Source organism: Sphingomonas sp. Leaf198 (assembly GCF_001424005.1).
Taxonomy (GTDB): domain Bacteria; phylum Pseudomonadota; class Alphaproteobacteria; order Sphingomonadales; family Sphingomonadaceae; genus Sphingomonas.
Map to the genome: position 1 here is coordinate 1 of NZ_LMPX01000006.1, position 24,754 is coordinate 24,754.

A 24,754-nucleotide genomic window follows, 5' to 3' on the forward strand; every position below is an offset into this window, starting at 1 on the left:
GCGGAACGACCAGACGCCTTTACCGCGGTCGACCCAGCCATCGGGACTAGCCGCTGCCAAACGTCGAGGACGCCAAGGGGGGCGGCCACCTATGATCGACGCCGAAACTCTTGAACGGATCACTGCTGCGCTGGATGGCGGAGCCAGTAAGGCGTCTGTCTGCCGGACCTTCAAGGTGCCGCGCTCTACCCTGCTTGGCACCCTAGCGCGGATCGGTTGGGCCGGTTCGGCGAAGGCCTGATTTTCGCGCCCCTGTTATTATGACCGGTAAGCCGAGGAGGAAGCTGTCGCCAATATCGTTCGCAAAGCGTGTCAGATTGCAGGCTCTTTGACGGCGCAGGGATCGCATGTGGGCAGTTGAGGCTATTATTCTGCCTCAATGCTAAGCATTTAACGGACGTTACCGGACAACATCAGGTGATGATCACCGTGGCGACACCAATGATGGACAGAACAACGCTGATTGCAACTAGCCACCGGACATGGGATCGATTCACTGGCAAGCTGGCGCGATGCACCGCTACCAGCAACAGAGCCGTACTGAGGAGTACGATCGCACTGCCTAATAAATCGCCCTGCGTCTCGGTCATGGCTGTTCCAGTCGGTTCGCTTCTTAATGAATGTACCAACCTGCGATTGTCGTCGTCATGACAGCGGGATGAAGAACGAGCGTAAGCTTCGCACTATGTGCAAATTACGAACCGCCTCGGCTCTAAATGCGCATCTCCGGCAGCCTTCAACGACTTTCTGTTAGGTCGCTCGTTACACCAAGCTCAGGCAGTAGCCAGATCTGAAAAACTATAACGCCGCCCTCACCGGGTCTCAGCGCTGCGCACCGATTATTTCCAACAAAGCGTCCGCAGCTATCGAACCGTATTTTTTCATCGTAGCATCTGGTGCCAATGCTTGGCGTTCGCATATGGCCATTCCCCTCGAAGGGGCGCATGACTGAAGTCGGCAAGCGTAGACAAAGATACACTGGCAAACGTCACTTTATCAGAACGCTGGCACCCGATCCGCGAAAATATCAAGTGACCGGGAATAAACTGCCGAGTGGCGACGTCTAAGCTGACATACCGACTCTGCGTAGGAGACCATCTTGCCTGCCATCCGATCATTGGCCCGATTTTCCATAGCCATTACTCTTGCTTTCGGGGGCGGTGCCGCCTTCGCGACAGTTGCGAATGACGAGAAGCCTTATCTGACCGAGGTCAACGCCGCGATGGAGCGGATGATGGCCGGCATGATGGTCGCCCCGTCGGGCAATGTGGATGCGGACTTCGTGACGATGATGCTGCCGCATCATCAGGGTGCCATCGACATGGCTGTGGCAGAGCTTCGATACGGCAAGAACGAGCAACTCAAACGCATCGCGCAAGAGATTATCGTCGACCAGCAGCAGGAGATCGCCGCCATGCGCCTTGCGCTTGGCCAGCCGCTCCCGCCCTCTGCTCCAGTTCCTACGCAGCAGTCTGCTCTCCCCCATCCGCACATGGAGCCTTGAAATGAAGCGACTTTTTCTATTGGCAGCGAGTTTTGCCAGCGTTGCTTCTGCGCAACCGGGCGTTTGGGCATCGCCAGCCGCACTCGACATCCCAATCGTCTTTGACGACTCTGCAGCCGATCAGACAGATGGGAAGCACGGGCAGGCGCCTTGGGATCGCGAAAATCAAAAGGTCAGCAGCGGCGACCGGGTCTATGCAGCGGAGCAATTCTCCAACACGGTGTCGGTGACCGACCCGTCGACGAACACCTTGCTCGGCGTCATCAAGTTGGGTGATCCGCAACCTGGTAATTTTAGCCCGCTCTACAAAGGGCAGGTGCTCGTTCATGGTCTCGGCTTCTCGCCGGACGGCAAGACCCTTGCGGTCGTCTCGATCGGTTCCAACTCTGTCACTTGGATCGATACCGCAACGAACACGGTCAAGCATACGACCTACATCGGCCGCAGCCCGCATGAAGCGTTCTTCACGCCCAACGGCAAGGAAGTGTGGGCGACGGTCCGAGGCGAGGACTACATTTCGGTGCTTGATCCGAAGACGTACGAAGAGACGAGCCGGATCAAGACGCCTGGCGGTCCCGGCATGACCATATTCTCTCCCAACGGAAAATACGGCTATGTATGCTCGTCGTTCAACCCGGAGTTGGTGGTGTTCGACGTCGCGACCCACAAGGAAGTGGGGAGGGTGCAGCAACCTAGTCCATTTTGCCCGAACATTTCGGCTAGCCCTGATGGCAAGCAGGTATGGTTCACGCTCAAGGATGTCGGCAAGACGGTCGCCTTCGACGCCAAGCCCCCCTTTGCGATCCAGAAGGTGCTCGACACCGGTCCGATTACAAATCACGTCAATTTTGCGGTCACATCTAAGGGGCAATTCGCCTATGTGACCGTCGGCGGTCTAAACCTTGTCAAAGTATTCCGGACCAAGGATTTCAGTCAGGTCGCGACCATCCCCGTCGGGAAGCTTCCGCACGGTATCTGGCCGTCCGGAGACGGCAAGCGCATCTACGTAGGGCTCGAGAACGACGACAGGCTGGCGGTCATCGATACGGCACGCAATGTGGTGACCGGTACGATCCCCATTGGGCAGGCACCGCAGGCGATCGCCTACGTTCCAAACGCCGTTCCCGATGGTCCAGGCACGGCCAATCTTCAGCCGCTCGGCACGGCAGGGAACGCCACCCACCTCATACTTGCAGCGCCCGGCAACGCGGTAGCGAGCCCGACGAGTATCACACTGTTCGATCAGGGCCTGATCCAGGTGGTACAGGGATCGGTGACCGGCTTGGCACCCAAGCGTTCGTATATTCTCGCACTGGCCGGCAAAGCCGACGGGTCGGGGGAACTCGAACCCTTGGCAAATTTCATGACGAACCCCGCAGGCTCAGCGATCGTCAACGTTTCCGGACCGATCCGACAGATCGTCACCGCTAAAACGGTTTCCGAGCGACGCTTTCTGGTGGTGGCGGAAAGCAATGACGGTGTTCCAGGCTCAGTCTTGCAAGTGCAGCAGGACTGATGGACGCACGCGCAGCCCTGATCGAGCCCCTGATCCCTGGTCTTCGACGATATGCTCGCGCTTGGCTTCGAGATGCCGCGACGGCGGACGATCTTGTGCAGGATTGTCTCGAGCGAGCCGTTGGATCTTGGCGTAAGCGTCATGGCGACGCGGTGCGCCCCTGGCTCTATGCGATTCTGCACAATCTGTTGGTCGACCATGGCAGGCGACAGGCGCGGCGTGGCACGCTGGTAGCAATCGACACGGTCGCTGACGCAGTGCTTGCGGTACCGGCCGAACAGTCGACAGGAATCGAACACAGCGACCTCATGCGCGCACTGGATATCTTGCCAGCAGACCAGCGTGCGGCGATCTTGCTCGTGTCGGTAGAGGACCTGTCTTATGCGGAGGCTGCGGCCATCCTCGGTGTACCGACCGGCACGCTCATGTCGCGCATTTCGCGGGGGCGGGATCGCCTGTCTGAGCTGCTCGGCGCTGGCGAACGTCCAAAATTGCGGAGAGTAAAATGACGACCCCGATCGGCGAAGACGATCTCATGGCTTGGGTCGATCGCCGCCTGCCCCCAGAGCGGCATGCGATCGTCGATGGATATCTCGCTGATAATCCAGATGTCGCGCGACGGCTCGCTCTGCAAGCGGAGCACCGAGCCGTCATTGCGGGCATGTTCGTCTCTGTGTCGACCGAACCGATCCCGTCGGCGATGCGGGTCGGCACGATTGTGTCGCACCATCAAACGAGGCCGCAGTGGTGGCAGGCGATTGCCGCGGCACTGCTACTTGCGGTCGGTTTCGGTGGCGGTTGGGGTATGCGCAACTCGACGCTACCACCGCGTGCCGGCATCGGTGCACTGGCCCAGGAAGCGACGGACAATTACCGGGTTTATGCCGTTGATGCGCAGCGTGGGGCCGAGTTTGGACCCCAGGCTAAGGCCGAGCTTGTCAGCTGGACGTCTAAACGGCTCGGTAGCCGTGTAGCCGTCCCCGACCTCGCCGCCGCAGGGTACCGCTTCGCCGGAGGCCGTCTGGTCGCAACGCCGCACGGTCCTGCCGCGATGTTTCTTTATGACGGTCCTTCGTCAACCCGGCTCGCTGTAGTGACCCGCCCAATGGAGATCGATAAGGCCGCTCGCATGACGGAGAGCGCGGACGGTGACCTCGGTCGGGTGAGTTGGGCTGATCGCGGTGTTGGCTTCAGCATCGTTGCCGCCCGACCAACAACAGAACTCCAGTCGGTTGCAGAGACGGTGCGGCGCCAGTCGCAACGTGTCTGAGATTCCAGGAGATCGAAGCTGAACTTCTCCCTGGTGGGGCCGTAAGGGCCGAGTAATCGCATTGCAGCAGAAATGTTTGTGACACGATTGCGCTGTCACTTGTCATTCGCCGGTCATCTGAGATCGCCCAGTAGGGTCAGGACCCATTGATCTGAGCGGCACGATCTGATTCAGGCTCCGTGAGGAGACCGAGGATGAGCGACCTGTACTGGCTGACCGACGAGCAGATGGCGCGGCTCGAACCGTATTTTCCCAAGAGCCACGGCAAGCCACGGGTTGATGACCGGCGAGTGTTGAGCGGCATCGTTTTCGTCAACCGCAACGGGCTACGATGGTGCGATGCCCCTCGGGAGTATGGCCCACACAAGACGCTCTACAACCGGTGGAAGCGATGGGGCGAAAGGGGTGTCTTCCTCCGCATAATGGAAGGACTGGCGGCCGCGAGCGCCACGCCGAAGACGATCATGATCGACGCGACCTATCTGAAGGCGCACCGCACGGCGTCCAGCCTGCGGGTTAAAAAGGGGGCCTTGGGCGCCTCATCGGTCGCACCAAAGGCGGTATGAATACGAAGCTGCACGCCGTCACCGATGCAGAAGGCAGACCGCTCAGCTTCTTCATGACCGCGGGCCAGGTCAGCGACTACACCGGCGCTGCCGCGCTGCTTGATGATCTACCCAAGGCGCAGTGGATGCTGGGCGACCGCGGCTATGACGCAGACTGGTACAGGGACGCCCTTCAGGCAAAGGGCATAACGCCTTGCATTCCGGGGCAAAAATTTCGGATCATCCCCGTCAAATATGACAAGCGCCGCTACCGAAGCCGGAGCCGTATCGAGATTATGTTCGGTCGTCTGAAGGACTGGCGCCGCGTCGCTACCCGCTACGATCGATGCCCGACCGTCTTCTTTTCCGCTATCGCGCTCGCCGCCACCGTCATCTTCTGGCTCTGAACAATGAGTCGTGACCCTAGCGCCTGCGCCCTTACGGCTTTCTGTGAAAGGTATATGGGTACGCTTACATGAAGAGGGCGGTTATGGAGCGAGTTGAGTCTGGCAACGGCCGACGGCGAGCGGCGCCTTTCTGAGCACGAACGTGCGCGCCGCGCAGCAGCGTAAGCGCTATTACAAACACACCCAAGTTTGCACAGACCGAAACCCACTCCGGGGGGCTCCCCAAATTCATCGCCACGCGCTCTTGTTATCGAGCCGCTTCATAGCGGTCCTCGGCAATTAGCATAGGGCCACGCCCCGGAAGGTCGTGTCGTCGACTATGATTTTGGCTAACCCCGGACCGACAATAGTGTTTACCTTGCCGAGTGCCGTTTCGATGGCATCGCCAGGGAAATTGATTTCGACGACATGTGAATTCGGCACCGGCTGGTTGTCTGCGTCGATAACCATCGGCAAGGGCGTAAGCTTTACCCGATAGATGGCCGACTCCGTCTGGTTGCGTGCGGTCACAAGCTGATGTTCCGTTTCGCCATTTCGGCAGACGCCATTTCCTTCAACGTCGTTACCGTCTCGCCCGAGAAGATATCCGCCAGATCGAGGAGGTCCTCGTCCTTAAGTGCAGCAACCGCGGCTTCGATCTCAGCGAGACGATCGACAGCGCGGCCACCTACGGCAGCACGCCGCTTGATCCGTAATTTGAGCATCCACGATCGATAGCAGAGTCAACGCAGGATTGGCAGTGAGATCAGCTAACGCGATTACGCAGCCTGGGATCGGACTCAGACGCAACCGAACTGACTATGACTGTGGGACAGCATCCTTCTGTGCAGGCGCTTCGGCCGCCTGCGGCCTATTCATGCTCTCGACCTCCGCGGTAGTTTTAAAGTCCAAAAGCTCGACCTGAAACACAAGATCGGAGTTGGCCGGGATCGGGCCTGACGCTTGCGACCCATAGGCCATCGCCGCAGGAATACAGAACCGTGCGACGCCATTCTTGGCTAGCATCTGCAATCCTTGAGAGAAGCCCGCGATCACGCCGTTGACCGGCAATGGGGACCGCATCCCTTGATCGAACACTGCCCCAGTCGTTGCCAGGTAGCCGATGTAGTTCACTAGCGAGACATCGCCTTGGGTGGGCTTCGCGCCAGATCCGGGACGCAGCATCGTATATCCCAACCCGGTAGGCGCGCGTGCCGAACACAAGCGCTGCCCCTTTGGCACTATGGGAGTCAAAGGTAGTGCGATGATAGCACTGCTTGCCTTCACCGGCGCAGGTACTGAACCGCGCGGCTTCCCTTTTTGAAGCGCCGCCCCGTTGACAGGTAACGGTGCTGCCAGCAGCGGCAGGACAACGGCGATAACGAGACGGCGCAAGGCACGTGGGGATAAGCTCATTTCCGGGGCTATATCCAGGCCACGGGCGACGCGCCACCGGTTCCATCCCGATATCATCGTGCGCATATTGGCGAGTGATCACCGGCAGGTACCGGTATCGTCGGCCGGTTCGCAACTCAGCGGTTTGTTGGATCGTTTGATGTAATCAAGGAGAGCAACAATGCCGATTACCCCGCACGACGAAGAACCTGGTTTTGAAACCGACGTCAACGAACTGCCAGATAGCGACAACGGTCCAGAAGATAGTCTAGAAGACAAACCGGCGCAAGACGTACAGCGCTCAGACGATCTCGAGGAAGCTCAGAAGGAAGGAGCCGAGGAGAGAGAAGAGGGCGGATTGTATTGAAATTGGGGCGGGACGTTCCGAACTTTTTCTGTGAATGTGTAATCGAAACGTCCCACCCCGTTTTGGCGACGCCAAGACGTTTCTAATGAACTGCAAACCGAGGTTATCAGCTGGGAGCGACTTCTTTCTTTAGCATCGCGTCCTTGAGCGTATTGCCTGCGATCCCCCCGGCAGCGACCGCAACAACGACATTGCCGACGAAAAACTCCACAATACCAACGACGCTGCCGAACGCGATCAGCGCCGAAGTCGTCACCGGTAGCGCGGCCGTTGCCTTACCGATCGCGACTTTCGCCTCTTGGCGGACAAGCCGAAGCCGTTCGAACACCGGCTCGAGCGATCGACCTTGATCGACTGCCGCGATCAGATCGCCCAGCGCACGATGCAGCGCCTTCAGTTGCTGCAGCGCTACCGCGCGATCGGCATCGACCGGTCCACCGTTGTCGCGGGCGAGTTCTTCATCGTCGATCAGCCGTTGCACGGCTTCCAGGGCAACAGGCGCTAACGCCTGAATGACAGCGGCATGCTCGCGCAGAGAAGGGCGCCCGGTCCATGTCGCCGAACTGACGGCATCCGGTCCGCGAACCTCGTCCCAGAGCGCCTTGAACTGCTCACGGACCATCTCACGCCGCAGGGTGCGATCCTTCGTTTCCCGAGCATGGCGTACAAACGCCTCAAGGCTCGGCTGCGCCGCGACAAAGGCCGGCGCCAACGGTCGCAGGTCGGTCCGGCCAAGCAGCGCCCGGCGCAGCGCCTTGTAGCGCGTGTCGTCCGCCAGATCCTGGATCCCATCGCAGGCACCCAGACATAGAGTTTGCAGACGCTGCAGCGCCTCTTCGTCGTTCAGCCCTTCCGGCCAGTGTGTTCCTGAATAGCCCATCGCATTCGATCCGTTTCGACTCAGCTGGCTGTCGAATGCACGATTACGTGGCTGTAGGACATACCAAGAACATCGAAGCGTCAGAACGTCATAGACATACCGCTAACGATGATGTTGGTAGACCGGACCGATGCCGATCCGCCCCGAACATGTCTTCTTGTATCCCATCGACTGGCCCCAGCTATCGCATTTGGTCCGCTTCGTACGGGCAGGCGGACGCTGCGAACATTGCGGGCGCCCACATGGGCAGCGGGTCTTCCACCTCGGAGACGGACGCTGGTGGGACAAAGGCAGGTCGTATTGGCGTGACGGCGACGGCCGGCGTGTTCGTCGACCGACTGAGAACATCCTTCAGATGGGAAAATGGACACCGGTGGTCTTGGCCTGCGCGCATCTCAATCATGATCCCAGCGACAGCGCGCTTCACCAGCTGGCAGCGCTCTGCCAGCGCTGCCACATGATTTACGACGGTCCTGAGCATCGCCGTCGACGTTGGATGAACGCGCATTACCGGCGTGCGCTCGGCGATCTGTTCTACGGCCCATATCCGATGCGAGGGGCGGACTGGATCACGCCGACACCCATCAGCATGCTCGACGACAGTAGATCACTATACGCGAGCGTCCGGTAGCGGAGCACCGGATACGCTGAGCGGCCTGGGTTCAGACAAAAAAAGGGGCCGCCAAAAGCGACCCGGGAGGTTTTAGGAGAGGATGCCTGAAAGGCGTCACCTTGGTATCCGCCAGGCAGGGCAATGGCGAATGCAAATCTGTCTAATCTGGATTGCATTTCATGCACTTGGCAGAAGGTTGTGGCCAAATTCATTCCCTGCCGAGCTCGACGACAGGGTTACTGACGAAGGTACGACTGCGCGGGAAACGGGCCGGATTCCCCACGCCGATCACCATGCCCAACGGCCGTCGTTTGCATATTCGCAAGGGCGTTAGCGCGGCTCCGCAGCCCATAGCAAAACGTGCTTCGCAGCGTCAGTAGCTGGAACCTTATCCACATGAGTATCGAGTCTGACGCTTGACCAAACGGTTCTGGTAACGGAACATAAAGGGAACAGGTAGAGTCTAGACATCATGATCACCGCCCTCGAGTCCCTGCCGACCACCATCGCCCACCTGCGGACAATCGCCACGCCTGTGGTGGATCACCGCATCATGCCATTCGGTATCCCTGCGCTCGACGATCGCCTCGCAAGCAGGGGCCTTCGCGCTGGAGCGCTGCACGAGGTCGCCGCACAAAGCTGTTCGATGGTCGACGATGCCGCAGCAACGCTGTTCCTGGCGGGCATTGCCGCGCGAGAGGCAGCCCATACCGGCGGACCGGTGCTGTGGGTGAGCTGTCGCAACGATCTCTATGCGCCGGGCTTGGAGCAGGCGGGGCTATCATCTGCCGACTTGATTCACGCACAACCCCGTGACGATGCAGCCTTGCTGGCCGTCGTCGAAGACGCGGTGCGCGACGGAACGCCGTCGGCGGTGATCGCCGAGGTTAGCCGGATGGCGATGGTCGCGACCCGGCGCCTGCAACTGGTCGCGGCCGACGCCGACATTCCCGTTCTCATCCTGCGACGCAGACGTAATCGCGACCAGGATCCGCTCGCCGAGCCGTCTGCGGCCTGGACCCGCTGGCGGATCGCCAGTGCGTCGTCCGAGCCCCTGGGTGTCGCCGGCGTCGGCCGATCCCGGTGGCAGGTCGCGGTCGCACGGCAGCGTGGCGGCGAAGCATTTTCGATGATTTTGGAGGGCTGCGATGAGACGGGTTGTCTCGCTGTTCCTGCCGCACTTGGCCATCGAGCGGCTGAGACGGCTGGACCGGCACGCCACGCGGCCGCCTGAGCGGCCTGCCCTTCAGCTTCCCGTCGACGACGATCCCGGTGCGTGTTCGGTACCGCGGGGCGGCGGGTGGCGGCCGGGTGCGCGGTGGGCTCGTGCCGACATGCCAACCAGGCAGGATGTGGAAGGTGAGATCGAAGCGCTACCCGCGCATGCGAAACCACCCATGCGTGAACTTGGCCGACGATCGGAGGCGGCGAACCATCCGTTTCATGGGTTTGCGCAAGCCGACAGTCACGACAGGGTCGCGGCGACCGTTGCCGCGTTCCACAGGGCGCCGCTCGCGCTGGTGGGCAAGGTCGGCCGGCGCGAAGAGGTGGTTGCCGCCTGCGATGGCGCTGCCGCGTTAGGGATCACGATCGGCATGGCCGCGACCCATGCGCGTGCGCTGGTGTCCGATCTCGACATCCGACCTTCCGAGACCGAGGCGGATGCCGCGATGCTGGATCAGCTCGTGCTACGCGCAGTGCGCCGCTGGTCGCCGATCGCAGCCGCCACACCGCCCGACGGGCTATGGCTCGACCTGACCGGCTGTGCGCATCTCCATGGCGGGGAAGAACGGTTCTGCCGGCGTCTGCGCGCGTTTTGCCAGCGTGCCGGGTTCACCGCGCGCGTGGCGGTTGCAGACACACCGGGCGCGGCCCACGCTATTGCCCGGTTCGGGCCTGCCGACATCGCGATCGTGCCCACAGGGCGGACGGTCGAAGCGCTCAGCGGCCTACCGGTCGCGGCCTTGCGCCTAGCAGGCACCGCGCTCGTTGCCGCCCGCAAGTTCGGCTTCGAACGCGTCGCCGATCTTCTACCGGTCGCGCGCGGGCCTTTGGCACGCCGGCTCGGGCTGGCTGCGATCACGCGGCTCGATCAGGCACTCGGCGCGGTCGCCGAACCTATCACGCCGCGCACCGACGAGGTCATGCCGATCGTCGAGCGCCGGCTGCTCGAACCGATCGTCACCGCAGACGCGATCGCGCAGGTCATGGAGGATCTGCTCGGCGACATGGCCGAACTGCTGCGCGCAAAGGGACTCGGCGTACGGTCGCTGCGCCTCGGTGGCTTACGCGTCGATGGCAGCGAGCAGGTCGTCGCCGTCGGCACCTCACGCCCGACGCGCGAGGTCTCGCACCTGCTGCGGCTCATGAAGCTCAGGATCGAACGGATCGATCCAGGACTGGGGCTCGAGCAATTTTATCTGGCGGCGCCGCACACCGAGCCGCTCGACGCGGTCGATCTCGGCGCGGTTCTCGCCGGTGAGGTTCTCGTGCGTGATCCGGCCCGTCTCGTCGACGTCGTTGCCGGCCGCATCGGCGCTGACGCCGTATTCCGGATCGCGCCGGTCGAAAGTCATGTGCCTGAGCGTGCCGTCATGCGGGCCGACCCGGTGGTGGCGCCCGCGGGCTGGCCGAAATGGCGCCGACCGACGCGCCTGCTGACGAGGCCCGAACCGCTGTGGGGCGTGATCGCGCTGATGCCCGATCAGCCGCCCCGGCGGTTCGAGTGGCGCGGCCGGCCGCACAAGGTCGTCGCTGGCGACGGCCCCGAGCGGATCCACGGTGAGTGGTGGCGCCGTGACGCGGAAGTGTGGGCTGTCCGCGACTATTACCGCGTCGAGGACGATACCGGCGGTCGCTACTGGGTGTTCCGGCGTGGCGACGGGTTCGTCGAGGATACCGGCGATCTCAGCTGGTGGATGCACGGCGTGTTCGCATGACCGACTATGTCGAACTTCAGGTCCTCACGCATTTCTCACTGCTGCGCGGCGCGTCGAGCCCCGAGGAGTTGTTCGCGGCTGCGGCGCTGCTTGGCTATCCCTCGATCGGGGTCAGCGACATCGGCACCGTCGCGGGCGTGGTGCGCGCCTGGGAAGCGCAGAAGGCGACGGGCATACGCTCGATCGCCGGCACACGCGTCAATCTATCCTGCGGCCGGCAGTTGCTGCTCTACCCGACCAACCGCCCCGCCTGGTCGCGCCTGACGCGTCTGCTGACAGTGGGCAAGAAGCGGGCGGGGAAGGGCGGGTGTCTTCTCCACTGGCATGACCTCGAACCCTGGTCGGAGGGCATGATCGCCATCCTGCTGCCGCACGAGGCAGACGAGGATAATCTGGCAGCGCTCGCGGACCTGAAGACTCTCTATGGCCGTCGCGGGTATATGGCACTGTTCCAGCGGCGCCGGCCGGACGATGCCGTGCGGATCGACGCGCTGGCGCGGCAGGCGGGCGGCGCTGGCGTTCGTGCGGTGGTGACGGGGGATGTCCTCTACCACGCGCCCGAAGCAAGGCTGCTCCAGGACGTGGTGACGGCCGTGCGCGAGAAATGCACTGTCGACGAACTCGGCTACCGGCGTGAGGTCAATGCCGACCGTGCGCTCAAATCCCCCGACGAAATGGTCCGGCGGTTCAAGGCGTATCCCGATGCGCTACGCGCGAGCGTCGACATCGCGCGTCTGTGTACCTTCGATCTAGGTGAACTGGCCTATCAGTATCCGCACGAGCGGCTGATCGACGGGCTGACCGCGCAAGAAGCCTTGCAGAAGCTGGCGGAAGACGCTGTCGCTGCCATGTTCAACGGCGCGGTGCCGGCTGCCTATACCGAGCAGATCGCCCACGAGATGCGGCTGATCGGCGAGCTCGGCTATGCGCCGTATTTCCTGACCGTTTACGCGATCGTCCGCGAGGCGCGCCGGCGCGGGATCCTGTGCCAGGGGCGCGGTTCGGCTGCCAATTCCTGCGTCTGCTTCGTGCTAGGCGTCACCTCGATCGACCCGATCAAGCATGAGTTGCTGTTCGAGCGGTTCGTCAGTGGCGAGCGCCGCGAGCCGCCCGATATCGACGTCGATTTCGAGCATGAGCGTCGCGAAGAGATCATCCAGTGGATCTACGAAACCTATGGCCGCAACCACTCGGCGTTGACCGCGGTCGTCACACGCTACCGGGCGCGCGGCGCGGTGCGCGACGTCGGCAAGGCGCTCGGCTTGCCCGAAGACCTGACCTCGTCATTGGCCGGCCAGGTCTGGGGCTGGTCGGCCGAAGGCGTCGGCGAAAAGCAGGTCAACGAATTGAACCTCGACATCGGCGATCGTCGCCTGCGCCTCACGCTCGAGCTCGCCCGCAAGCTGATTGGCGTGCCCCGCCACATGTCGCAGCACCCGGGCGGCTTCGTGCTCACCCATGACCGTCTCGACGATCTGGTCCCGATCGAACCCGCTGCGATGGAAGACCGGCAGATCATCGAATGGGACAAGGACGACATCGACGCGCTGAAGTTCATGAAGGTCGACGTGCTGGGTCTCGGCATGCTCGGCTGCATGAACCGCGCCTTCAACATGCTCGAGGCGGACAAGGGGCTGTGCGTTGGCCTGGCCGACCTGCAGGACGACGATCCCGACGTCTATGCGATGATCTCGAAGGCCGACACGCTCGGCACCTTCCAGATCGAGAGCCGCGCGCAGATGTCGATGCTGCCGCGCATGAAGCCGCGGCGCTTCTATGATCTCGTCATTCAGGTTGCGATCGTACGACCAGGACCGATCCAGGGCGACATGGTCCACCCGTATCTGCGCCGGCGCGAAGGGCTGGAGAAGCCGGAATACCCACGGCCCGAGCTGCGCGGGGTGCTGGAAAAGACGCTCGGCGTGCCGCTGTTCCAGGAACAGGCGATGAAGGTCGCGATTGTCGGTGCCGGGTTCACGCCGGCCGAAGCCGATCAGCTGCGTCGCGCCATGGCGACGTTCAAATTCACAGGCGGCGTGTCGCACTTCAGTGAAAAGCTGATCGGGGGCATGGTCGAGCGTGGCTACCCGCGTGAGTTTGCCGAGCGCACCTTCCGGCAGCTCGAGGGCTTTGGCTCTTACGGCTTTCCCGAAAGCCACGCGGCGTCGTTCGCCAAGATCTCCTACGCCTCGTCGTGGATGAAGCATCATCACCCGGACGTATTCTGCGCGAGCCTCATGAACGCGCAACCGATGGGCTTCTATGCGCCCGCACAGATCGTACGCGATGCGCGCGAGCACGGCGTTGTGGTTCGCCCCCCTTGCGTCAACGCAAGCCGCTGGGACTGCACGCTGGAGCCGTATGGCGGGCGGTACCTCGCCGTACGGCTGGGGCTCCGGCAGATCCGCGGGCTGTCCAACGCGGACGGCGCCAAGATCGTCGGTGCGCGCGAGCTGACCGCGTTCGAGAGCGTGGAGGACGTATGGCGCCGATCAGGCGTGCAGCGCGCCGCGATCGAGAAGCTTGCGGATGGCGATGCCTTCCACAGCTTCGGTGCCGATCGTCGGCAAGGCTTGTGGAAGGTGAGGGGGCTCGGCGAAGCGCCGTTGCCGCTGTTCGCCGCGGCCGACCGCGCGGATCAGGCGGTCAGCGCGGAAGGGATTGAACCGGATGTCGAACTGCGCCCACTGACCGACGGTCGTGAGGTGATCGAGGACTACCGCGCGCTGCAACTCTCGCTGCGCGCGCATCCGCTGACCTTCGTCCGTGATGAGCTGGCCAGACGCGGCGTGACCAAATGCGCGGACTTGGCGACGATCCGTGACGGACGGCATGTCGAGGTCGCCGGCATCATCCTCGTTCGCCAAAAGCCCGGGTCTGCCAAGGGTGTGCTGTTCATCACGATCGAAGACGAGACCGGAATCGCCAACGGCATTCTGTGGCCCGATCGGTTCGAGCGGCAGCGCCGCACCGTCATGTCCGCGTCGATGATCGGCATGAAGGGCAGGGTGCAGAAGGAAGGTGAGGTCATCCACGTCATCTGCGACCGGATCATCGACCACGGCGATCTGCTGCACCGGGTCGGCGAGATGTCGTTCCCGCACCGGACCGGCCGCGGTGACGGCGCGAAGCATGCCGGCTCCCCCGACCGCGGGGACAAGGGCTGGAGCCCGAACCCGCGCAATTCCTACTGGCCACCCCATGCGGACGGCATGGATCCGGAAGCTGTCGTGAAGTTCAAATCTCACGACTTCCACTGATGGCCAAGCTCGTCCGTCATCAACGCGTTGTCATCGCGCTATCGGTGCATATCTTGCGGGGCGGCGTTGCGCGTTGCTCGGACGCTCGCGTCGATGTCGTCGAGATCCGGTTGGCGCTGCGCTGCCTGCTGCCGCACTGCCCGGAACGCTGGCCGCTCGAACTCTACTGGGATGCCGCAGCCCAAGAGAACGAGATCGGCAGGGCACAGGGCGTGACCGCGGCGTTCAACGGGATCGTCCGCCAGCTGCGGCGCGCCGGCTGTTATGAAGAGGTAACCGAACCGTGAGTATGCGACTACCGCGAGCAGCCATTGCTCGCGTTCCCGAAGGCACGCGGATCGTCAGCGTTGAGCGCATGTCGCGGGCGTTCACCAAATATCATCTCGACGACGGCCGCGCGCTGCACCGGTTCAAGATGGAAGAGCCGCACGCCACGCCGCATGATCACCCTTGGAGTTTCGAGACGGAGATCCTCGATGGCGGCTATGTCGAAGAGGTGTTCCACCTGGATCCGAGCGGCGGTTGGCATAGCGAACTCGTCCACCGCATCCCGGGCAAAACCTACCATGTCGACGCCGCGCACATTCACCGCATCGTCGAACTGCCGACGGGTGAATGTTGGACCCTCGTTCGTGCAGGTCACCACACCCGGGAAACTCGGTTCTGGCGGTTCGGAGACAGGGTTCAGTCCCGGGCGTGGCATGAGCGCCGATGGACGCGCTTCGGATAAGCCATTACGGCGAGAGCCAGTCCGCCCCGACTTTCATGACGGCGTTGGCCGGGGAAGGGCATCGAGCGCTGCCGATACCTGCAGGCGCAGATCGTCGTCCCGGGTGATCTCCAACATCGCACTGAGGCTGCTGCGGGCGCCGGCCACATCACCTGCGACCAGCTGAAGTCTGGCGCGCTCCCACCAACCATGGGCATGCGTAGGTGCCACGATCGTCATGCGATCGTACAGGACCAGTGCGCGCGCAGGGTTGCCAGCCTGCTCGGCACGGGTTGCCTGGTTAAGCAACAGTCGAACGAGCGCCGATCGGTTCGACAGGGGAAGCATCCCGTCGGAAAACCGCGCCTGACCCGTCATCTGCTCCAACAACGCTTGCACCTGTTCCGGGGCGACGATGCGACCATCGTTGAAGGGATCGATGATCAGCGCATCCGACGCGTCGCCAAGGCGCACCAGGACGTGACCGGGGGTATTGAGCGGCATTGCCGACCATCCGAGACGTCGTGCCATCGCCACATAGAGGATCGACAGACTGATCGGCAGACCGAGCCTGCGATCGACGACAGCAATCAGGTCCGCATTCTGGGGATCGTCGTAGTGCGTACGGTCGCCGGAGAATCCGAACTCTCCAACCATCACGCTGCTCAGGGCTTGGGCCTGAGCAGCGCTGCCCACTGCATCGCCGTCAGCAGCGCGCAGGGCTATTTCTATGTCGGTCAGCTCGTCGATATATTCATCGAGATCGACACCGGGGTGATCGAGCGCTGCGAGTTCAATTGCAGCCAGATCAAGCTCGATCTCTGTGTCTTCCATCAGCCCGAGATGAAGAATGCTATTGGTCATGAGTCGTTAGATGGGAGGCTGCTTCGACGGTTTCTATGGCGACGCCAGGATACGGCGCGCCTGATCCATGACCAGTTTATGATACGTGAGCAGCGACTGTGCGGCACAGCCGGTTCCGCCCCTGATCACGATCCTGGACCCTACCGACATTGATACTGGCTGCGTGAAACCTACGACGATATCGTTGGCCTGCAGAAACCCTACGACCCTGCCAAAATGACCGTCCGGGGGCCTGTCTTCCCGACACGCAGCAAGGAACGGTAGCATTCGGCTATCCTTGGCATTCGAAATGACCGCGCCGAACGATCCATTGTGTCCGCTGCGTGTTGTAAGACGGTGACAGGGAGCCAAGATGATGACGCAGGATGACGAACGCTGGATGCGCGAAGCGATCACGATCGCCCGGTCGAAGGGATCCGACCCCTCGACCTCACCGCTGGGGTGCGTGATCGTACTCGATGGCAAGGTTATCGCGGGCGAGCGCAATCAGACCATGGAATTGCCGGACGCAACCGCGCATGCCGAGATGATGGCGATCAGACGGGCGTGTGAAAGCACCGGGGAATTGGAGCTGCGCGGTGCGACGCTCTACTCCACGCTGCAGCCCTGCGGCATGTGCACGATGGCGTCGATCTGGTCGAAGGTCGGGCGCGTTGTTTACGGGGCGGGCCGCGATGATGTCCACGAGATGTATTTCGAAGCACAGCACGTCGACACGCTGACGTTCATCGGCGACGCCTACCGCGACGATATCGTCATTGAGGGAGGCTGCCTTCGCGACGACTGCGCCAAGCTCTATTATGGTCCGGACGCAGAGCTGCCAGTCGACGAGCAGGCAAATCTATAGCGTGCTGCGGCTGCGCTAAACCGAACGAAACTTACCCTGGAGTCGGCGCGTTGCGGCGGTGCCGGAGCAGTTTACTTCGCGGCTATCCGCTCAGCGAGGACACTATCATGGGCTTGTTTTCCAAAGACATCGTGACGTTCGACGACCTGTTCCTGCATCAGCTGCAGGACGTTTATTACGCGGAAAACCAGATCACCAAGGCGTTGCCGAAGATGGTCGACAAGGCGACGGCGCCAGCCCTGAAGCAGGGCTTCGAAACCCATCTGCGTGAGACGGAAGGGCAGATCACGCGCCTCGAGAGCATCTTCGACCTGCTCGGCGAGAAGGCAAAGGCAGTGACCTGCCCGGCGATCGACGGCATCATCAAGGAAGCCAACGAAGTCGCCGGCGAGATCGAGGACAAGGCGGTGCTCGATGCCGCGCTGATCGCGTCGGCACAGGCCGTCGAGCATTACGAGATCACGCGGTACGGTACGCTGATCGCCTGGGCGAACCAGCTCGGCCGCGCCGATATCGCAGCGATCCTGAAAGAGACGCTCGACGAGGAATATGCGACCGACGGCAAGTTGACGGCGATGGCAACGTCGAGCGTGAACGCCAAGGCGGAAGCGGTCACCGCATAAACGTTACGGTGTCGGGGGGCCGATGCTCCCCGACCATTTTTCCGCTTTCATAAAAGGCACGTTCGATGGCTGATGATATCGCATTCACGCTTCCCGAAGCTTTGCGTGCGCAAAAGCATATGCGCGATGCGCTGGGCCTGGGCGAGGAGCGGTTCCCGGTGCCGGCCTTCATCAACATGGTGAGCGACGAGATCGAGCAGCTGCGCGACGCTGGCAGGACCGATGGCGAAATCGCTGCGCTTGTCGAAGAATCGAGCGGTCATGCGCTCACCGAAGCGGATATCGCGCGCTACTACACGCCAGCCGAAGACCGGCACTCCAACGAGCATTGAACCGCCCCTTCCAGGTCAGCGATCGCGTCCCTTGCCGGGGGCAGGGGACACGGAATTACTGTCCTGAGCGCGACTACCGACACCCGCGTCGAGCGTCCCACCGGTTCTGATATTATCCGCGATACGCTGGCGCGCGGCTTCCCCTTGTGCGGTAATGCTGCGCGCGCTGTCGCCGCGGTCCCGCGCTAACTGCATTGCCGCATCGACGATCGTTTGTGCGGGTGCGAGGCGCGGATCGGCTAGGTTTTCCCAGGCGCGTTGTTGAGGAACAAAGCGGCAAGCCATCCTTGTCCAGGGGAATGGCCCTGCGGCAGGATCGGTCGTTCGAGCGAGCGTACCGCGCGCTGCAGTTGGGGGGGCGGCTGAGCATTGATCTGGACGCCAAGCGCGGCGCCGATCTCGCGGACACGCTCGAGCGGCGTCTGCTTGGGACCGATGACCGCGTCGACCTGCCGTATCCCGAGATAGGTTAAAGGTGCGACTGATACACCGGGCCTTTGGGATGCCGGACATAGGCGAGCTCCGTGCGCGCATGTGCTATCGCTGCCGATGGCGCCTCTGCCCGGACAAGCGCATGCAGACGATCGGCTGCCTGCTGGCGCGCGGCGGGCAGGTACCCCAAGCTGGGAAGCAACTGGATCACGCCAACCCCGCTCAGCATGCTAATGATCACCGCAGTGGAACGTCTTCCCGTAGACACTCGTTTTACTTATTGCGTTTACAAGTTGCAATCACTAGATGGCCTCCGCCCTGGGAGACGAAACATGGCTGCCGTGGCCTTCAATATCGACGAGGCCTACGAGCCCACTGCACACGAAATCGAGGCGGCCGGTAACGCTGCGCGTGCGCTGTCGAGGGTAGATTCCAGCCGCCCGATTCACCTGACTGTAGAAGGGGCAGGCGAGGACGTTATCACCCTACCGTCTGGTGTGTTCAACAGCATCGTCAAGATGCTGGTTGAGATCGGCAACGGTCATGCCGTCACTGTTGTGCCAGTACAGGCAGAACTTACAACCAGCCAGGCAGCCGACCTGCTCAACATGTCGCGTCCGCACCTCATCAAACTAGTAGAACGCGGTGACCTGCCGTTCCGGATGGTCGGCACGCATCGTAAGCTGCTCGGGCGCGACGTGCTGACCTACCGCAGCCGCATGGATGCGGCCCGGCATGAGGCCTTGCAGGGGATGGCGGACCTGGATCAGGAAGCTGGCCTTTTCGACGATCACGCGCCCCTCGATCGTCCCTGATGCTGGTCGGCCGCTACACCGTCCTGCTCGATGCCAACGTCATGCATCCCTCCATCGTGCGGGGTGCGCTTTTGTGGTTCGCCGCCAGCCGGCTGTTCCGGCCGCTTTGGAGCGAGGCGATCTTAGCCGAGTGGGAGGAAAGCCTGAGGCGGCGGTTTCCCGATCTGGCAGCTGACCATTTTCAACGCCAGCGGGCTTACATGGGCAGCTTCGGGGAGGCGCTGGTGGAAGGCTATGAACCGCTGATGCCTGCCCTGACGCTGCCTGATCCCAAAGACGTCCATGTTCTTGCGGCAGCGATTCACGGCAGAGCGGATGCGATCGTCACTTACAACCTCAAGGATTTTCCGGTCGAAGTGGCTGCCCGCCACGGTATCGAGGTAAAGCATCCCGACGACTTCATCGTCAATGTCATCGATCTTGATACGGCCAAGGCTCTGACCGCGATCGGTAGCCAGCGCCGTCAGTTTCGCAATCCAGTTGTAACCGCCGAAGATTACCTCGACCGCTTTCGGAAAAGCGGCTTGGTCCAAGCGAGCCACCGACTGCAACCCCTCGCCGAGCTATTTTGATAGAGGGTTCTGACACTAGTAAGCAGTTGAAGGCGTTGACCCATCTGAAGCGTCACTACCGTCCGGTTGTGACACTTGATCGTTCTATCAAAGACGATCATTTTAGCGCAGCGTTGATTGAGGCGGACGCCCGCCCTTCCTAGCTCCGCATTGACCCCGTGAGACCGGTCGGCGACATTGGCGTCCCAATCGTCGAGGTACTGATGACAGGATCGAATTTCGGCATACCGCGTCCGATCGGCACCGGGCTGCCGACCGAGCAGCCAATCCTGCTGACCCACGCCGCCAGCACCTTTCTCGATGCCCATGCGCGCATCGTGGCGGCAGGCAAGGTGATCAAGGCCAGGATAGACAAACGAGAGACGCAGATGGTGGCCGTGCCGGGGCTGATTGCCCTGGCGACCCTGCTGTATTGCGTATTCCACGGCTACATCGTGTCAGGTGTCATTCTGGCGGCGATCGTCGGATTTGGGGCGCTCTGCCTGGCAGGCATGGTCTCGGCGGTCATCGGCAAGCCGACCGATCCAACGCCTGCGCAGTTGATCGCCATTGGCGTCGAGGAGGTGCAGCGCTTCGCCCCACTTATGAACCGCGGACGCTATCAATGGGTTCGTCGGGACTATGATTTCGTCGGCGTGTTCCCCGATACGGGGTTCGTCTATTATTTCGGTCCGACAACCCGCTGGCAGCATCTGCTGATGGCAGGCCGCCAGACCGTCCGCCAGGTCCGGGTCAACATAACGACAAAAATCAGCCAGACCTCCACCAGCACGACCGCGCACGGCCGGCGTTATGCCTTGGCACCCACCCGCAACGTCGCGGTGCTGTCCAAAGGTAAATCGACCACCACGCACCAGACTTCGACGACCACGCGCACCAGCCATGTGCTGGAGATCCAGTATCAGGCCGGGGCAGGAACGGCACCGGCCTGGTTGTCGTTGAACTTCGGCGAAGACGGACGACTTGCCGAGGATTGGCGACTGATGATCGCTCAGACGGCGGGGCTGGCCTAGCTTCAGACTACCATACTGGTCCGGCAACCGCCCTAATTACTGATCCTGGACGAACGATCGACGGCAAGGTCATCTCCTGCCACCTCTGTCTACCATTCAGCTTCGCCCCGTTACACAGACAGGGATACTGTCGCTGACGGAGATACGATGATGACGAAGAACGTGTTTTGCATGCTGGTGCCGGTATTGGGCCTCGCCATCCTTGGCGCATGTGCAACGACCGGAACCACCGAACCCGGACGTACGGTCTGCCGCCCCGCCGCTGCAGCAACGCTGGTCGGCAAGGCCGCTCCCGACGATGCTGCCATCCTCCGGACGACCGGAAGCTCGATCGTACGCCGCATCGCCCCTGGTGATGCGACCACGAAGGACTTCCGCGAGGAACGCGTCACGGTCACGATCGCCAACGGTCAGGTGGTTGCCGCGTCCTGTGGCTGAGCGTCACCGGTTGGTAAGAATGGTCCCGACCATGCTGTTTCTCATCGGCTGCGCTTCTACCCGCCCGGTGGAAGGGCCGGTACGCTTAGGACAGATGGCAGCCGTCAACGGCCCGCGGGTCCGGGCGGATCGCGTGATCGAGGACAGCCGCTGCCCGACTGACGTGCAATGCGTCCAGGCGGGTCGCCTGATCGTGCGGGTGACCGTATTCGGGGGTGGGTGGTCCCGACAGTTCGATCTACAGCCCGGCGTCCCCGTCCATGTCGCTGACGGCAGCCTGACGCTGGTCGAGGCTACTCCGCTCCCGCGCACGACGCGGCCTCGAACTAGGATGCACGCGTACCGCTTCACCTTCAATTTTCAGGGAGGGTTGTGACTAGGTGGCAAACTACCCGATCTCCTCGACCTTTACGATCGTGGGAATGGAAGATCCGCCATGCTCGACCGCTTCCTTTCCCAGCGCCGCGTCGCGCGCGTCCTCTTCGGTGGCTTGATGGACCTCGAATACCTTCTCGAGCGGTTTTCCCATCGGAAAGAGGCAGCTCACCGTCACCTTCCAAAGCCTGTCCGTCATTGTGACTTCTCCCTTGCCAGCTGATCCCGCCTGTCGATTGCAGCCGGCGTATCCGGCCGCGACAGGGTAATAGTGCATTTCGTGGATTTGGCGTTCTTGCCCATAGCCCTGCGGCATCCGTCCACCGCATCGCGATTGTCCTGCACGATGATCGCACCCTCCACCATTGTGTCCCAATTGACCGGCAATGCTGCCGCACCGAGCCGCCCGGCCCCGTTCCACATGCCATCCGTACCGAGCGTGCTCGTCGTCATCCGCTCGGGCCAGTGCCTGCTCGTTGGAGCGACGTTGCGCGCCACGAACCCCGGCAGCACTGACCATATCCAAACCGATCGAGCGTGTCGGTGTGGCAGGCGTAACTTATGCTTCCGCGTCCCGCGTCGATATTGCCGATATGCCTTCCGTCGGGCAGTGGTGAAGGTAGAGATCCGTCAAGGGTGGGTTATGGATCGCATATATGTCCGCGAAGGTGATGGCCTGTTTCTGGGCGCCATCAAGCTTGTTTTCTTTGCCCCGCTGCTCGCGGTGCCGGTTTATGCCGCAGTGTGGGGATGGAACGCGCTTACAGCGTTGCATTGGCATCCGGCCCTGATCGTACTGGCGGCATTTGTCTCGATTGGCGTCATAACTGCAATTCTGACTGCACTAGCGAGCCCCCTGCCCCGCACGACAACTGGGATTGGCGTTCTCTATTGCACGGCCATGTATGGCCTTGCCGCTTATGCCCTCACCAGCGACCCGATCTGGACAACGGTGATCGCGCTTTTAGCGGCCGTCTTATCGTGGGAGCCTGTTGGCGCATTCATCGCACGCCGAGCAGCCGGCTAATCTCTTTAGACCTGTGACTTTCCGGCCCGGTCGTATGCCAAGCCCGCGTTGTGCTGCCACCTTTCCAGCTCAACGGTTCCGTGTCGGCGGTCCCGGAATGCGGAAGGGTTTCAGTCCCTGTCGTTCAACTTCTGACGTAACCATGTTCTTCGTTTGCGAGTCTGTGGTGGTGCGCAGCAGCAACAGGATTTCGACCAGCATGGCGTTAAATCCGCCAGTGGTTTGCTGATCTTCAGCAGAGGCAACGGACCGCTCGGCCAGCTGATCGCGAAGCTCGTCCATCGTTTCACCCATGTCGATCATGGCCGCGCGGATACTCGCCAGCTCATCATCGATTCTGTCGGTCTGGTCGAGGCGGTCGCGTATGTAGGCGGCGATGCCGACCCCGCGCTGTTCGGCTTGGGCGGCATAGACAAGCGCCTGTCCCTCCCTCAACCGAATCTTGATGGAATCCGACAGCGCCATAATGCCTCCGACTACAGCTTGGACCTCATACATACCATGTTTCTTACAGTTTTACAGTGTCTTATCAATTATTGGGGTCCTCCTAGGGTCCAGCTTGGTAAGCTAATGATGTTAATTACTGTTTCTAATCAATTACTTATCGGCACCGGAAGGTGCGTATGGTGTACGACCCGAAATCATCGATTTAAGGGTCGGAATTGAAGCTCTGACAGCTCCGAAACGGACTGACTGACCTTTAAGGGGGTCCAAACTACCCTGATGAACGAAGTTCAGCAGGCGGAACCAGCGAAACAGCCGGATCGGCTGCAAACGGGTTGCAAAAGGACTGCAAACTGTACGCAACCGGACTGCAAATCTTGCGCTGAGACGGAACCGACCTGCATTCTGACTACATATAACATGCATATCGCATGCAAATTCCGTGGACAGTCGGTAGTGGCCGTTCCATACCGTTCGCCAAGCTTAACAAACGTTGGAGAGCGCTATGACTGACCCTCTAGCCGACCACCTCAAATTCGTGCCCAAGGTGAAAAAGGCAGCGAGATTGCGAGCCTTGATGCCCGAGATCGAACGCCAGCTTAGCGCCGGGGCACGTTATGAGGATATCGTCGCACACCTTAACGCTGGCGGGCTGGAAATCACTTTCTCGACGTTCAAAAGCTACATCTACCGCAACAGAATCGACCAGCGGTCGACACAGGGTCAACCGGTTGAAGCCAAATTGCCGCCTGTTGAACGGGTGGAGCCCGAACGGAATACGGAGCGCAATACCAGCGCCAATTCGGAATCGATCGTGGACGGCAATCCCCCCTCGGAATTACCGGAACCTGATACCGTGGCGGTTGATAAGCCGTCTCTCGCTGACCTTCTCGACGCGAAAAAAAGTGCCGCCTATATCGATCAGTTCATGACGCGCCGGCCTCTTTTGATAGGTCGCAATCGCGATAAACCGTGATCCCAGTTTACGGCTTCTGTTTAGCGGCTTTTCGCTTCGCGGCGCGGGCAGCTAACTCGGCCGTGTAGCGGTCGGACTCTTCCTCCTGGTCCTTCCACATTTGCTCGATCGCAGGATGGATTTTGGGCCCGTCGCCCAGCTGTTCACCGTCTAGAACATAGTCAACCGCCTCGTTCTCGGTTGGGGTCTGGATTACGTTGTCCGGATAGCCGGGGCCATAGCGGCATCCCGACCAAGTGCCGTCGTCGTGGGGTGTTACCGTACCCTGAGCCCGACCGGATTCTGCAAAGACGACCTTCGACCGGATTGGATTATCGCGGATGTCGCGAATGACTGCTTCGTCGTCTGCATTGCGTTGCTCACGTCGCTCGCGTGCCGATGGGGTATTCTTGGGTGTGTAAGCCATCAGGCGCCTCCATCATCGTGATGAGAGGCGCTAACCGGCTGAAGAGCCGGGTGTTAGGAACCCTGCACAAGCACAAGGCGCTGCCACCTTTGGGCAAGCCTTGGACATGCGTGACAGCCACCCGGCGGAGAAGCTCTCGACCGGACTTGTGATCATCGGGGTTCCTACGCCCCACGGCCGGGATTGACCGAACCGCAGGTCTATGG

At 61.6% G+C, this 24,754-nt stretch carries 33 protein-coding genes; 23 read left to right on the top strand and 10 right to left on the bottom strand.

From position 1 onward, the window contains the following. The first annotated feature begins 91 nt into the window (after positions 1–91). The gene (locus ASG20_RS20175) at positions 92–241 is read left to right on the top strand and encodes a hypothetical protein (protein ID WP_443025963.1); all 150 of its coding nucleotides are present in this window, start codon (positions 92–94) and stop codon (positions 239–241) included. Between the two features lie 172 nt (positions 242–413). Here the strand turns inward: ASG20_RS20175 and ASG20_RS19580 are convergent, their stop codons facing one another. Continuing rightward, a complete protein-coding gene (locus tag ASG20_RS19580) occupies positions 414–590 on the bottom strand; it encodes a hypothetical protein (protein ID WP_156364439.1) in 177 nt (58 codons plus the stop codon). A 509-nt stretch (positions 591–1,099) separates the two neighbouring features. Here ASG20_RS19580 and ASG20_RS18410 point away from each other — a divergent pair. The 5 genes from ASG20_RS18410 to ASG20_RS19180 all read left to right on the top strand — a co-directional run bounded on the left by ASG20_RS18410 (position 1,100) and on the right by ASG20_RS19180 (position 5,242). Continuing rightward, entirely contained in the window at positions 1,100–1,504 is a 405-nt protein-coding gene (locus tag ASG20_RS18410) for a DUF305 domain-containing protein (RefSeq protein ID WP_056056293.1), read from the top strand. 1 nt (position 1,505) lies between these two features. Then, entirely contained in the window at positions 1,506–3,020 is a 1,515-nt protein-coding gene (locus ASG20_RS18415) for a YncE family protein (protein ID WP_082471093.1), read from the top strand. Then, positions 3,020–3,529: an RNA polymerase sigma factor gene (locus ASG20_RS18420; protein WP_056056295.1), complete on the top strand. Its 510-nt coding sequence runs from the start codon at positions 3,020–3,022 to the stop codon at positions 3,527–3,529. Before ASG20_RS18415 ends, ASG20_RS18420 begins: the two co-directional genes overlap by 1 nt. Then, positions 3,526–4,290: an anti-sigma factor family protein gene (locus ASG20_RS18425; protein WP_056056297.1), complete on the top strand. Its 765-nt coding sequence runs from the start codon at positions 3,526–3,528 to the stop codon at positions 4,288–4,290. Before ASG20_RS18420 ends, ASG20_RS18425 begins: the two co-directional genes overlap by 4 nt. Positions 4,291–4,484: 194 nt before the next feature. After that, positions 4,485–5,242 (top strand): IS5 family transposase gene (locus ASG20_RS19180; RefSeq protein ID WP_156364441.1). Its coding sequence is split into 2 segments (ribosomal slippage): positions 4,485–4,809 and positions 4,809–5,242, totalling 759 coding nucleotides; the frame shifts between segments, so codons are not numbered across the junction. Between the two features lie 279 nt (positions 5,243–5,521). Here ASG20_RS19180 and ASG20_RS18440 read toward each other — a convergent pair. The 3 genes from ASG20_RS18440 to ASG20_RS19745 form a co-directional block, all read right to left on the bottom strand. Then, positions 5,522–5,752, bottom strand: a complete 231-nt coding sequence (locus ASG20_RS18440; RefSeq protein ID WP_056056301.1) for a hypothetical protein — start codon at positions 5,750–5,752, stop codon at positions 5,522–5,524. Further along, positions 5,749–5,946, bottom strand: coding sequence for a hypothetical protein (locus ASG20_RS18445; protein WP_056056303.1), 198 nt, complete (start codon positions 5,944–5,946; stop codon positions 5,749–5,751). Before ASG20_RS18445 ends, ASG20_RS18440 begins: the two co-directional genes overlap by 4 nt. Before the next feature lie 94 nt (positions 5,947–6,040). Next, a complete protein-coding gene (locus tag ASG20_RS19745) occupies positions 6,041–6,406 on the bottom strand; it encodes an FKBP-type peptidyl-prolyl cis-trans isomerase (protein WP_056056305.1) in 366 nt (121 codons plus the stop codon). Between the two features lie 391 nt (positions 6,407–6,797). Here ASG20_RS19745 and ASG20_RS19585 point away from each other — a divergent pair, with 391 nt between their 5' ends. Beyond that, positions 6,798–6,983: a hypothetical protein gene (locus tag ASG20_RS19585; RefSeq protein WP_147454240.1), complete on the top strand. Its 186-nt coding sequence runs from the start codon at positions 6,798–6,800 to the stop codon at positions 6,981–6,983. 106 nt (positions 6,984–7,089) lie between these two features. Here the strand turns inward: ASG20_RS19585 and ASG20_RS18455 are convergent, their stop codons facing one another. After that, positions 7,090–7,863: a hypothetical protein gene (locus ASG20_RS18455; protein WP_056056307.1), complete on the bottom strand. Its 774-nt coding sequence runs from the start codon at positions 7,861–7,863 to the stop codon at positions 7,090–7,092. 1,085 nt (positions 7,864–8,948) lie between these two features. On the opposite strand from ASG20_RS18455, the gene ASG20_RS18465 reads away from it, so the two are divergent. From ASG20_RS18465 to ASG20_RS18485, 5 genes are all read left to right on the top strand, one after another. Then, complete coding sequence (locus tag ASG20_RS18465) at positions 8,949–9,710, top strand: ImuA family protein (protein ID WP_236698801.1); 762 nt, start codon at positions 8,949–8,951, stop codon at positions 9,708–9,710. Between the two features lie 163 nt (positions 9,711–9,873). Beyond that, positions 9,874–11,415 (top strand): Y-family DNA polymerase, encoded by a 1,542-nt coding sequence (locus tag ASG20_RS18470; RefSeq protein WP_056056308.1) that lies wholly within the window; start codon positions 9,874–9,876, stop codon positions 11,413–11,415. Continuing rightward, complete coding sequence (locus ASG20_RS18475; RefSeq protein WP_056056310.1) at positions 11,412–14,675, top strand: error-prone DNA polymerase; 3,264 nt, start codon at positions 11,412–11,414, stop codon at positions 14,673–14,675. Before ASG20_RS18470 ends, ASG20_RS18475 begins: the two co-directional genes overlap by 4 nt. Continuing rightward, a complete protein-coding gene (locus tag ASG20_RS18480) occupies positions 14,675–14,962 on the top strand; it encodes a hypothetical protein (protein ID WP_056056312.1) in 288 nt (95 codons plus the stop codon). Before ASG20_RS18475 ends, ASG20_RS18480 begins: the two co-directional genes overlap by 1 nt. A gap of 68 nt (positions 14,963–15,030) precedes the next feature. Further along, positions 15,031–15,405: a hypothetical protein gene (locus ASG20_RS18485; protein WP_056056315.1), complete on the top strand. Its 375-nt coding sequence runs from the start codon at positions 15,031–15,033 to the stop codon at positions 15,403–15,405. Between the two features lie 33 nt (positions 15,406–15,438). Here the strand turns inward: ASG20_RS18485 and ASG20_RS18490 are convergent, their stop codons facing one another. Further along, a complete protein-coding gene (locus ASG20_RS18490) occupies positions 15,439–16,248 on the bottom strand; it encodes a SirB1 family protein (RefSeq protein ID WP_056056316.1) in 810 nt (269 codons plus the stop codon). A gap of 355 nt (positions 16,249–16,603) precedes the next feature. On the opposite strand from ASG20_RS18490, the gene ASG20_RS18500 reads away from it, so the two are divergent. The 9 genes from ASG20_RS18500 to ASG20_RS19195 all read left to right on the top strand — a co-directional run bounded on the left by ASG20_RS18500 (position 16,604) and on the right by ASG20_RS19195 (position 21,696). Further along, positions 16,604–17,095, top strand: a complete 492-nt coding sequence (locus tag ASG20_RS18500; RefSeq protein ID WP_404969230.1) for a nucleoside deaminase — start codon at positions 16,604–16,606, stop codon at positions 17,093–17,095. A 107-nt stretch (positions 17,096–17,202) separates the two neighbouring features. Continuing rightward, on the top strand, positions 17,203–17,718 hold the full coding sequence (locus tag ASG20_RS18505) for a YciE/YciF ferroxidase family protein (RefSeq protein ID WP_056056322.1): 516 nt from the start codon (positions 17,203–17,205) through the stop codon (positions 17,716–17,718). A 65-nt stretch (positions 17,719–17,783) separates the two neighbouring features. Beyond that, a complete protein-coding gene (locus ASG20_RS18510; RefSeq protein ID WP_056056324.1) occupies positions 17,784–18,050 on the top strand; it encodes a hypothetical protein in 267 nt (88 codons plus the stop codon). 299 nt (positions 18,051–18,349) lie between these two features. After that, positions 18,350–18,523 carry a hypothetical protein gene (locus ASG20_RS19590; protein WP_156364443.1) on the top strand — a complete coding sequence of 58 codons (174 nt, stop codon included), beginning with the start codon at positions 18,350–18,352 and terminating at the stop codon, positions 18,521–18,523. 291 nt (positions 18,524–18,814) lie between these two features. Then, positions 18,815–19,297 (top strand): helix-turn-helix domain-containing protein, encoded by a 483-nt coding sequence (locus ASG20_RS18520; protein ID WP_056056328.1) that lies wholly within the window; start codon positions 18,815–18,817, stop codon positions 19,295–19,297. After that, positions 19,297–19,869: a PIN domain-containing protein gene (locus ASG20_RS18525; protein WP_056056331.1), complete on the top strand. Its 573-nt coding sequence runs from the start codon at positions 19,297–19,299 to the stop codon at positions 19,867–19,869. Before ASG20_RS18520 ends, ASG20_RS18525 begins: the two co-directional genes overlap by 1 nt. A gap of 203 nt (positions 19,870–20,072) precedes the next feature. Then, positions 20,073–20,882, top strand: a complete 810-nt coding sequence (locus ASG20_RS18530) for a hypothetical protein (RefSeq protein ID WP_056056333.1) — start codon at positions 20,073–20,075, stop codon at positions 20,880–20,882. A 147-nt stretch (positions 20,883–21,029) separates the two neighbouring features. Beyond that, positions 21,030–21,320: an I78 family peptidase inhibitor gene (locus ASG20_RS18535; protein WP_056056335.1), complete on the top strand. Its 291-nt coding sequence runs from the start codon at positions 21,030–21,032 to the stop codon at positions 21,318–21,320. Positions 21,321–21,414: 94 nt separating this feature from the next. After that, the gene (locus tag ASG20_RS19195) at positions 21,415–21,696 is read left to right on the top strand and encodes a hypothetical protein (protein WP_201780754.1); all 282 of its coding nucleotides are present in this window, start codon (positions 21,415–21,417) and stop codon (positions 21,694–21,696) included. Positions 21,697–21,708: 12 nt separating this feature from the next. Here the strand turns inward: ASG20_RS19195 and ASG20_RS18545 are convergent, their stop codons facing one another. Both ASG20_RS18545 and ASG20_RS18550 read right to left on the bottom strand, forming a co-directional pair. Beyond that, the gene (locus tag ASG20_RS18545) at positions 21,709–21,894 is read right to left on the bottom strand and encodes a hypothetical protein (protein WP_056056337.1); all 186 of its coding nucleotides are present in this window, start codon (positions 21,892–21,894) and stop codon (positions 21,709–21,711) included. Further along, positions 21,891–22,208 carry a DUF6118 family protein gene (locus ASG20_RS18550; RefSeq protein WP_056056339.1) on the bottom strand — a complete coding sequence of 106 codons (318 nt, stop codon included), beginning with the start codon at positions 22,206–22,208 and terminating at the stop codon, positions 21,891–21,893. The genes ASG20_RS18545 and ASG20_RS18550 overlap by 4 nt, the downstream gene beginning before the upstream one ends. 130 nt (positions 22,209–22,338) lie before the next feature. Between ASG20_RS18550 and ASG20_RS18555 the strand changes: the two genes are divergently transcribed. After that, positions 22,339–22,722 (top strand): hypothetical protein, encoded by a 384-nt coding sequence (locus ASG20_RS18555; protein WP_156364445.1) that lies wholly within the window; start codon positions 22,339–22,341, stop codon positions 22,720–22,722. Positions 22,723–22,791: 69 nt separating this feature from the next. On the opposite strand, the gene ASG20_RS18560 is transcribed toward ASG20_RS18555, so the two are convergent. Next, positions 22,792–23,187, bottom strand: a complete 396-nt coding sequence (locus tag ASG20_RS18560) for a hypothetical protein (RefSeq protein WP_147454241.1) — start codon at positions 23,185–23,187, stop codon at positions 22,792–22,794. A gap of 484 nt (positions 23,188–23,671) precedes the next feature. On the opposite strand from ASG20_RS18560, the gene ASG20_RS18565 reads away from it, so the two are divergent. Continuing rightward, positions 23,672–24,142, top strand: coding sequence for a hypothetical protein (locus tag ASG20_RS18565; protein ID WP_056056345.1), 471 nt, complete (start codon positions 23,672–23,674; stop codon positions 24,140–24,142). A gap of 7 nt (positions 24,143–24,149) precedes the next feature. On the opposite strand, the gene ASG20_RS18570 is transcribed toward ASG20_RS18565, so the two are convergent. Continuing rightward, positions 24,150–24,548, bottom strand: a complete 399-nt coding sequence (locus ASG20_RS18570) for a hypothetical protein (protein ID WP_056056348.1) — start codon at positions 24,546–24,548, stop codon at positions 24,150–24,152. Between the last annotated feature and the right edge of the window lie 206 nt (positions 24,549–24,754).

Excerpts from the sequence above, each read along its gene's own strand:
- ASG20_RS20175 (WP_443025963.1), top strand. The coding sequence starts at position 92 with ATGATCGACGCCGAAACTCTTGAACGGATCACTGCTGCGCTGGATGGC.
- ASG20_RS19580 (WP_156364439.1), bottom strand. The coding sequence starts at position 590 with ATGACCGAGACGCAGGGCGATTTATTAGGCAGTGCGATCGTACTCCTC.
- ASG20_RS18415 (WP_082471093.1), top strand. The coding sequence starts at position 1,506 with ATGAAGCGACTTTTTCTATTGGCAGCGAGTTTTGCCAGCGTTGCTTCT.
- ASG20_RS18420 (WP_056056295.1), top strand. The coding sequence starts at position 3,020 with ATGGACGCACGCGCAGCCCTGATCGAGCCCCTGATCCCTGGTCTTCGA.
- ASG20_RS18425 (WP_056056297.1), top strand. The coding sequence starts at position 3,526 with ATGACGACCCCGATCGGCGAAGACGATCTCATGGCTTGGGTCGATCGC.
- ASG20_RS18445 (WP_056056303.1), bottom strand. The coding sequence starts at position 5,946 with ATGCTCAAATTACGGATCAAGCGGCGTGCTGCCGTAGGTGGCCGCGCT.
- ASG20_RS19745 (WP_056056305.1), bottom strand. The coding sequence starts at position 6,406 with ATGCTGCGTCCCGGATCTGGCGCGAAGCCCACCCAAGGCGATGTCTCG.
- ASG20_RS19585 (WP_147454240.1), top strand. The coding sequence starts at position 6,798 with ATGCCGATTACCCCGCACGACGAAGAACCTGGTTTTGAAACCGACGTC.
- ASG20_RS18455 (WP_056056307.1), bottom strand. The coding sequence starts at position 7,863 with ATGGGCTATTCAGGAACACACTGGCCGGAAGGGCTGAACGACGAAGAG.
- ASG20_RS18465 (WP_236698801.1), top strand. The coding sequence starts at position 8,949 with ATGATCACCGCCCTCGAGTCCCTGCCGACCACCATCGCCCACCTGCGG.
- ASG20_RS18470 (WP_056056308.1), top strand. The coding sequence starts at position 9,874 with ATGCGTGAACTTGGCCGACGATCGGAGGCGGCGAACCATCCGTTTCAT.
- ASG20_RS18475 (WP_056056310.1), top strand. The coding sequence starts at position 11,412 with ATGACCGACTATGTCGAACTTCAGGTCCTCACGCATTTCTCACTGCTG.
- ASG20_RS18480 (WP_056056312.1), top strand. The coding sequence starts at position 14,675 with ATGGCCAAGCTCGTCCGTCATCAACGCGTTGTCATCGCGCTATCGGTG.
- ASG20_RS18485 (WP_056056315.1), top strand. The coding sequence starts at position 15,031 with ATGTCGCGGGCGTTCACCAAATATCATCTCGACGACGGCCGCGCGCTG.
- ASG20_RS18490 (WP_056056316.1), bottom strand. The coding sequence starts at position 16,248 with ATGACCAATAGCATTCTTCATCTCGGGCTGATGGAAGACACAGAGATC.
- ASG20_RS18500 (WP_404969230.1), top strand. The coding sequence starts at position 16,604 with ATGACGCAGGATGACGAACGCTGGATGCGCGAAGCGATCACGATCGCC.
- ASG20_RS18505 (WP_056056322.1), top strand. The coding sequence starts at position 17,203 with ATGGGCTTGTTTTCCAAAGACATCGTGACGTTCGACGACCTGTTCCTG.
- ASG20_RS18510 (WP_056056324.1), top strand. The coding sequence starts at position 17,784 with ATGGCTGATGATATCGCATTCACGCTTCCCGAAGCTTTGCGTGCGCAA.
- ASG20_RS19590 (WP_156364443.1), top strand. The coding sequence starts at position 18,350 with ATGGCCCTGCGGCAGGATCGGTCGTTCGAGCGAGCGTACCGCGCGCTG.
- ASG20_RS18520 (WP_056056328.1), top strand. The coding sequence starts at position 18,815 with ATGGCTGCCGTGGCCTTCAATATCGACGAGGCCTACGAGCCCACTGCA.
- ASG20_RS18525 (WP_056056331.1), top strand. The coding sequence starts at position 19,297 with ATGCTGGTCGGCCGCTACACCGTCCTGCTCGATGCCAACGTCATGCAT.
- ASG20_RS18530 (WP_056056333.1), top strand. The coding sequence starts at position 20,073 with ATGACAGGATCGAATTTCGGCATACCGCGTCCGATCGGCACCGGGCTG.
- ASG20_RS18535 (WP_056056335.1), top strand. The coding sequence starts at position 21,030 with ATGATGACGAAGAACGTGTTTTGCATGCTGGTGCCGGTATTGGGCCTC.
- ASG20_RS19195 (WP_201780754.1), top strand. The coding sequence starts at position 21,415 with ATGGCAGCCGTCAACGGCCCGCGGGTCCGGGCGGATCGCGTGATCGAG.
- ASG20_RS18545 (WP_056056337.1), bottom strand. The coding sequence starts at position 21,894 with ATGACGGACAGGCTTTGGAAGGTGACGGTGAGCTGCCTCTTTCCGATG.
- ASG20_RS18555 (WP_156364445.1), top strand. The coding sequence starts at position 22,339 with ATGGATCGCATATATGTCCGCGAAGGTGATGGCCTGTTTCTGGGCGCC.
- ASG20_RS18560 (WP_147454241.1), bottom strand. The coding sequence starts at position 23,187 with ATGGCGCTGTCGGATTCCATCAAGATTCGGTTGAGGGAGGGACAGGCG.
- ASG20_RS18565 (WP_056056345.1), top strand. The coding sequence starts at position 23,672 with ATGACTGACCCTCTAGCCGACCACCTCAAATTCGTGCCCAAGGTGAAA.
- ASG20_RS18570 (WP_056056348.1), bottom strand. The coding sequence starts at position 24,548 with ATGGCTTACACACCCAAGAATACCCCATCGGCACGCGAGCGACGTGAG.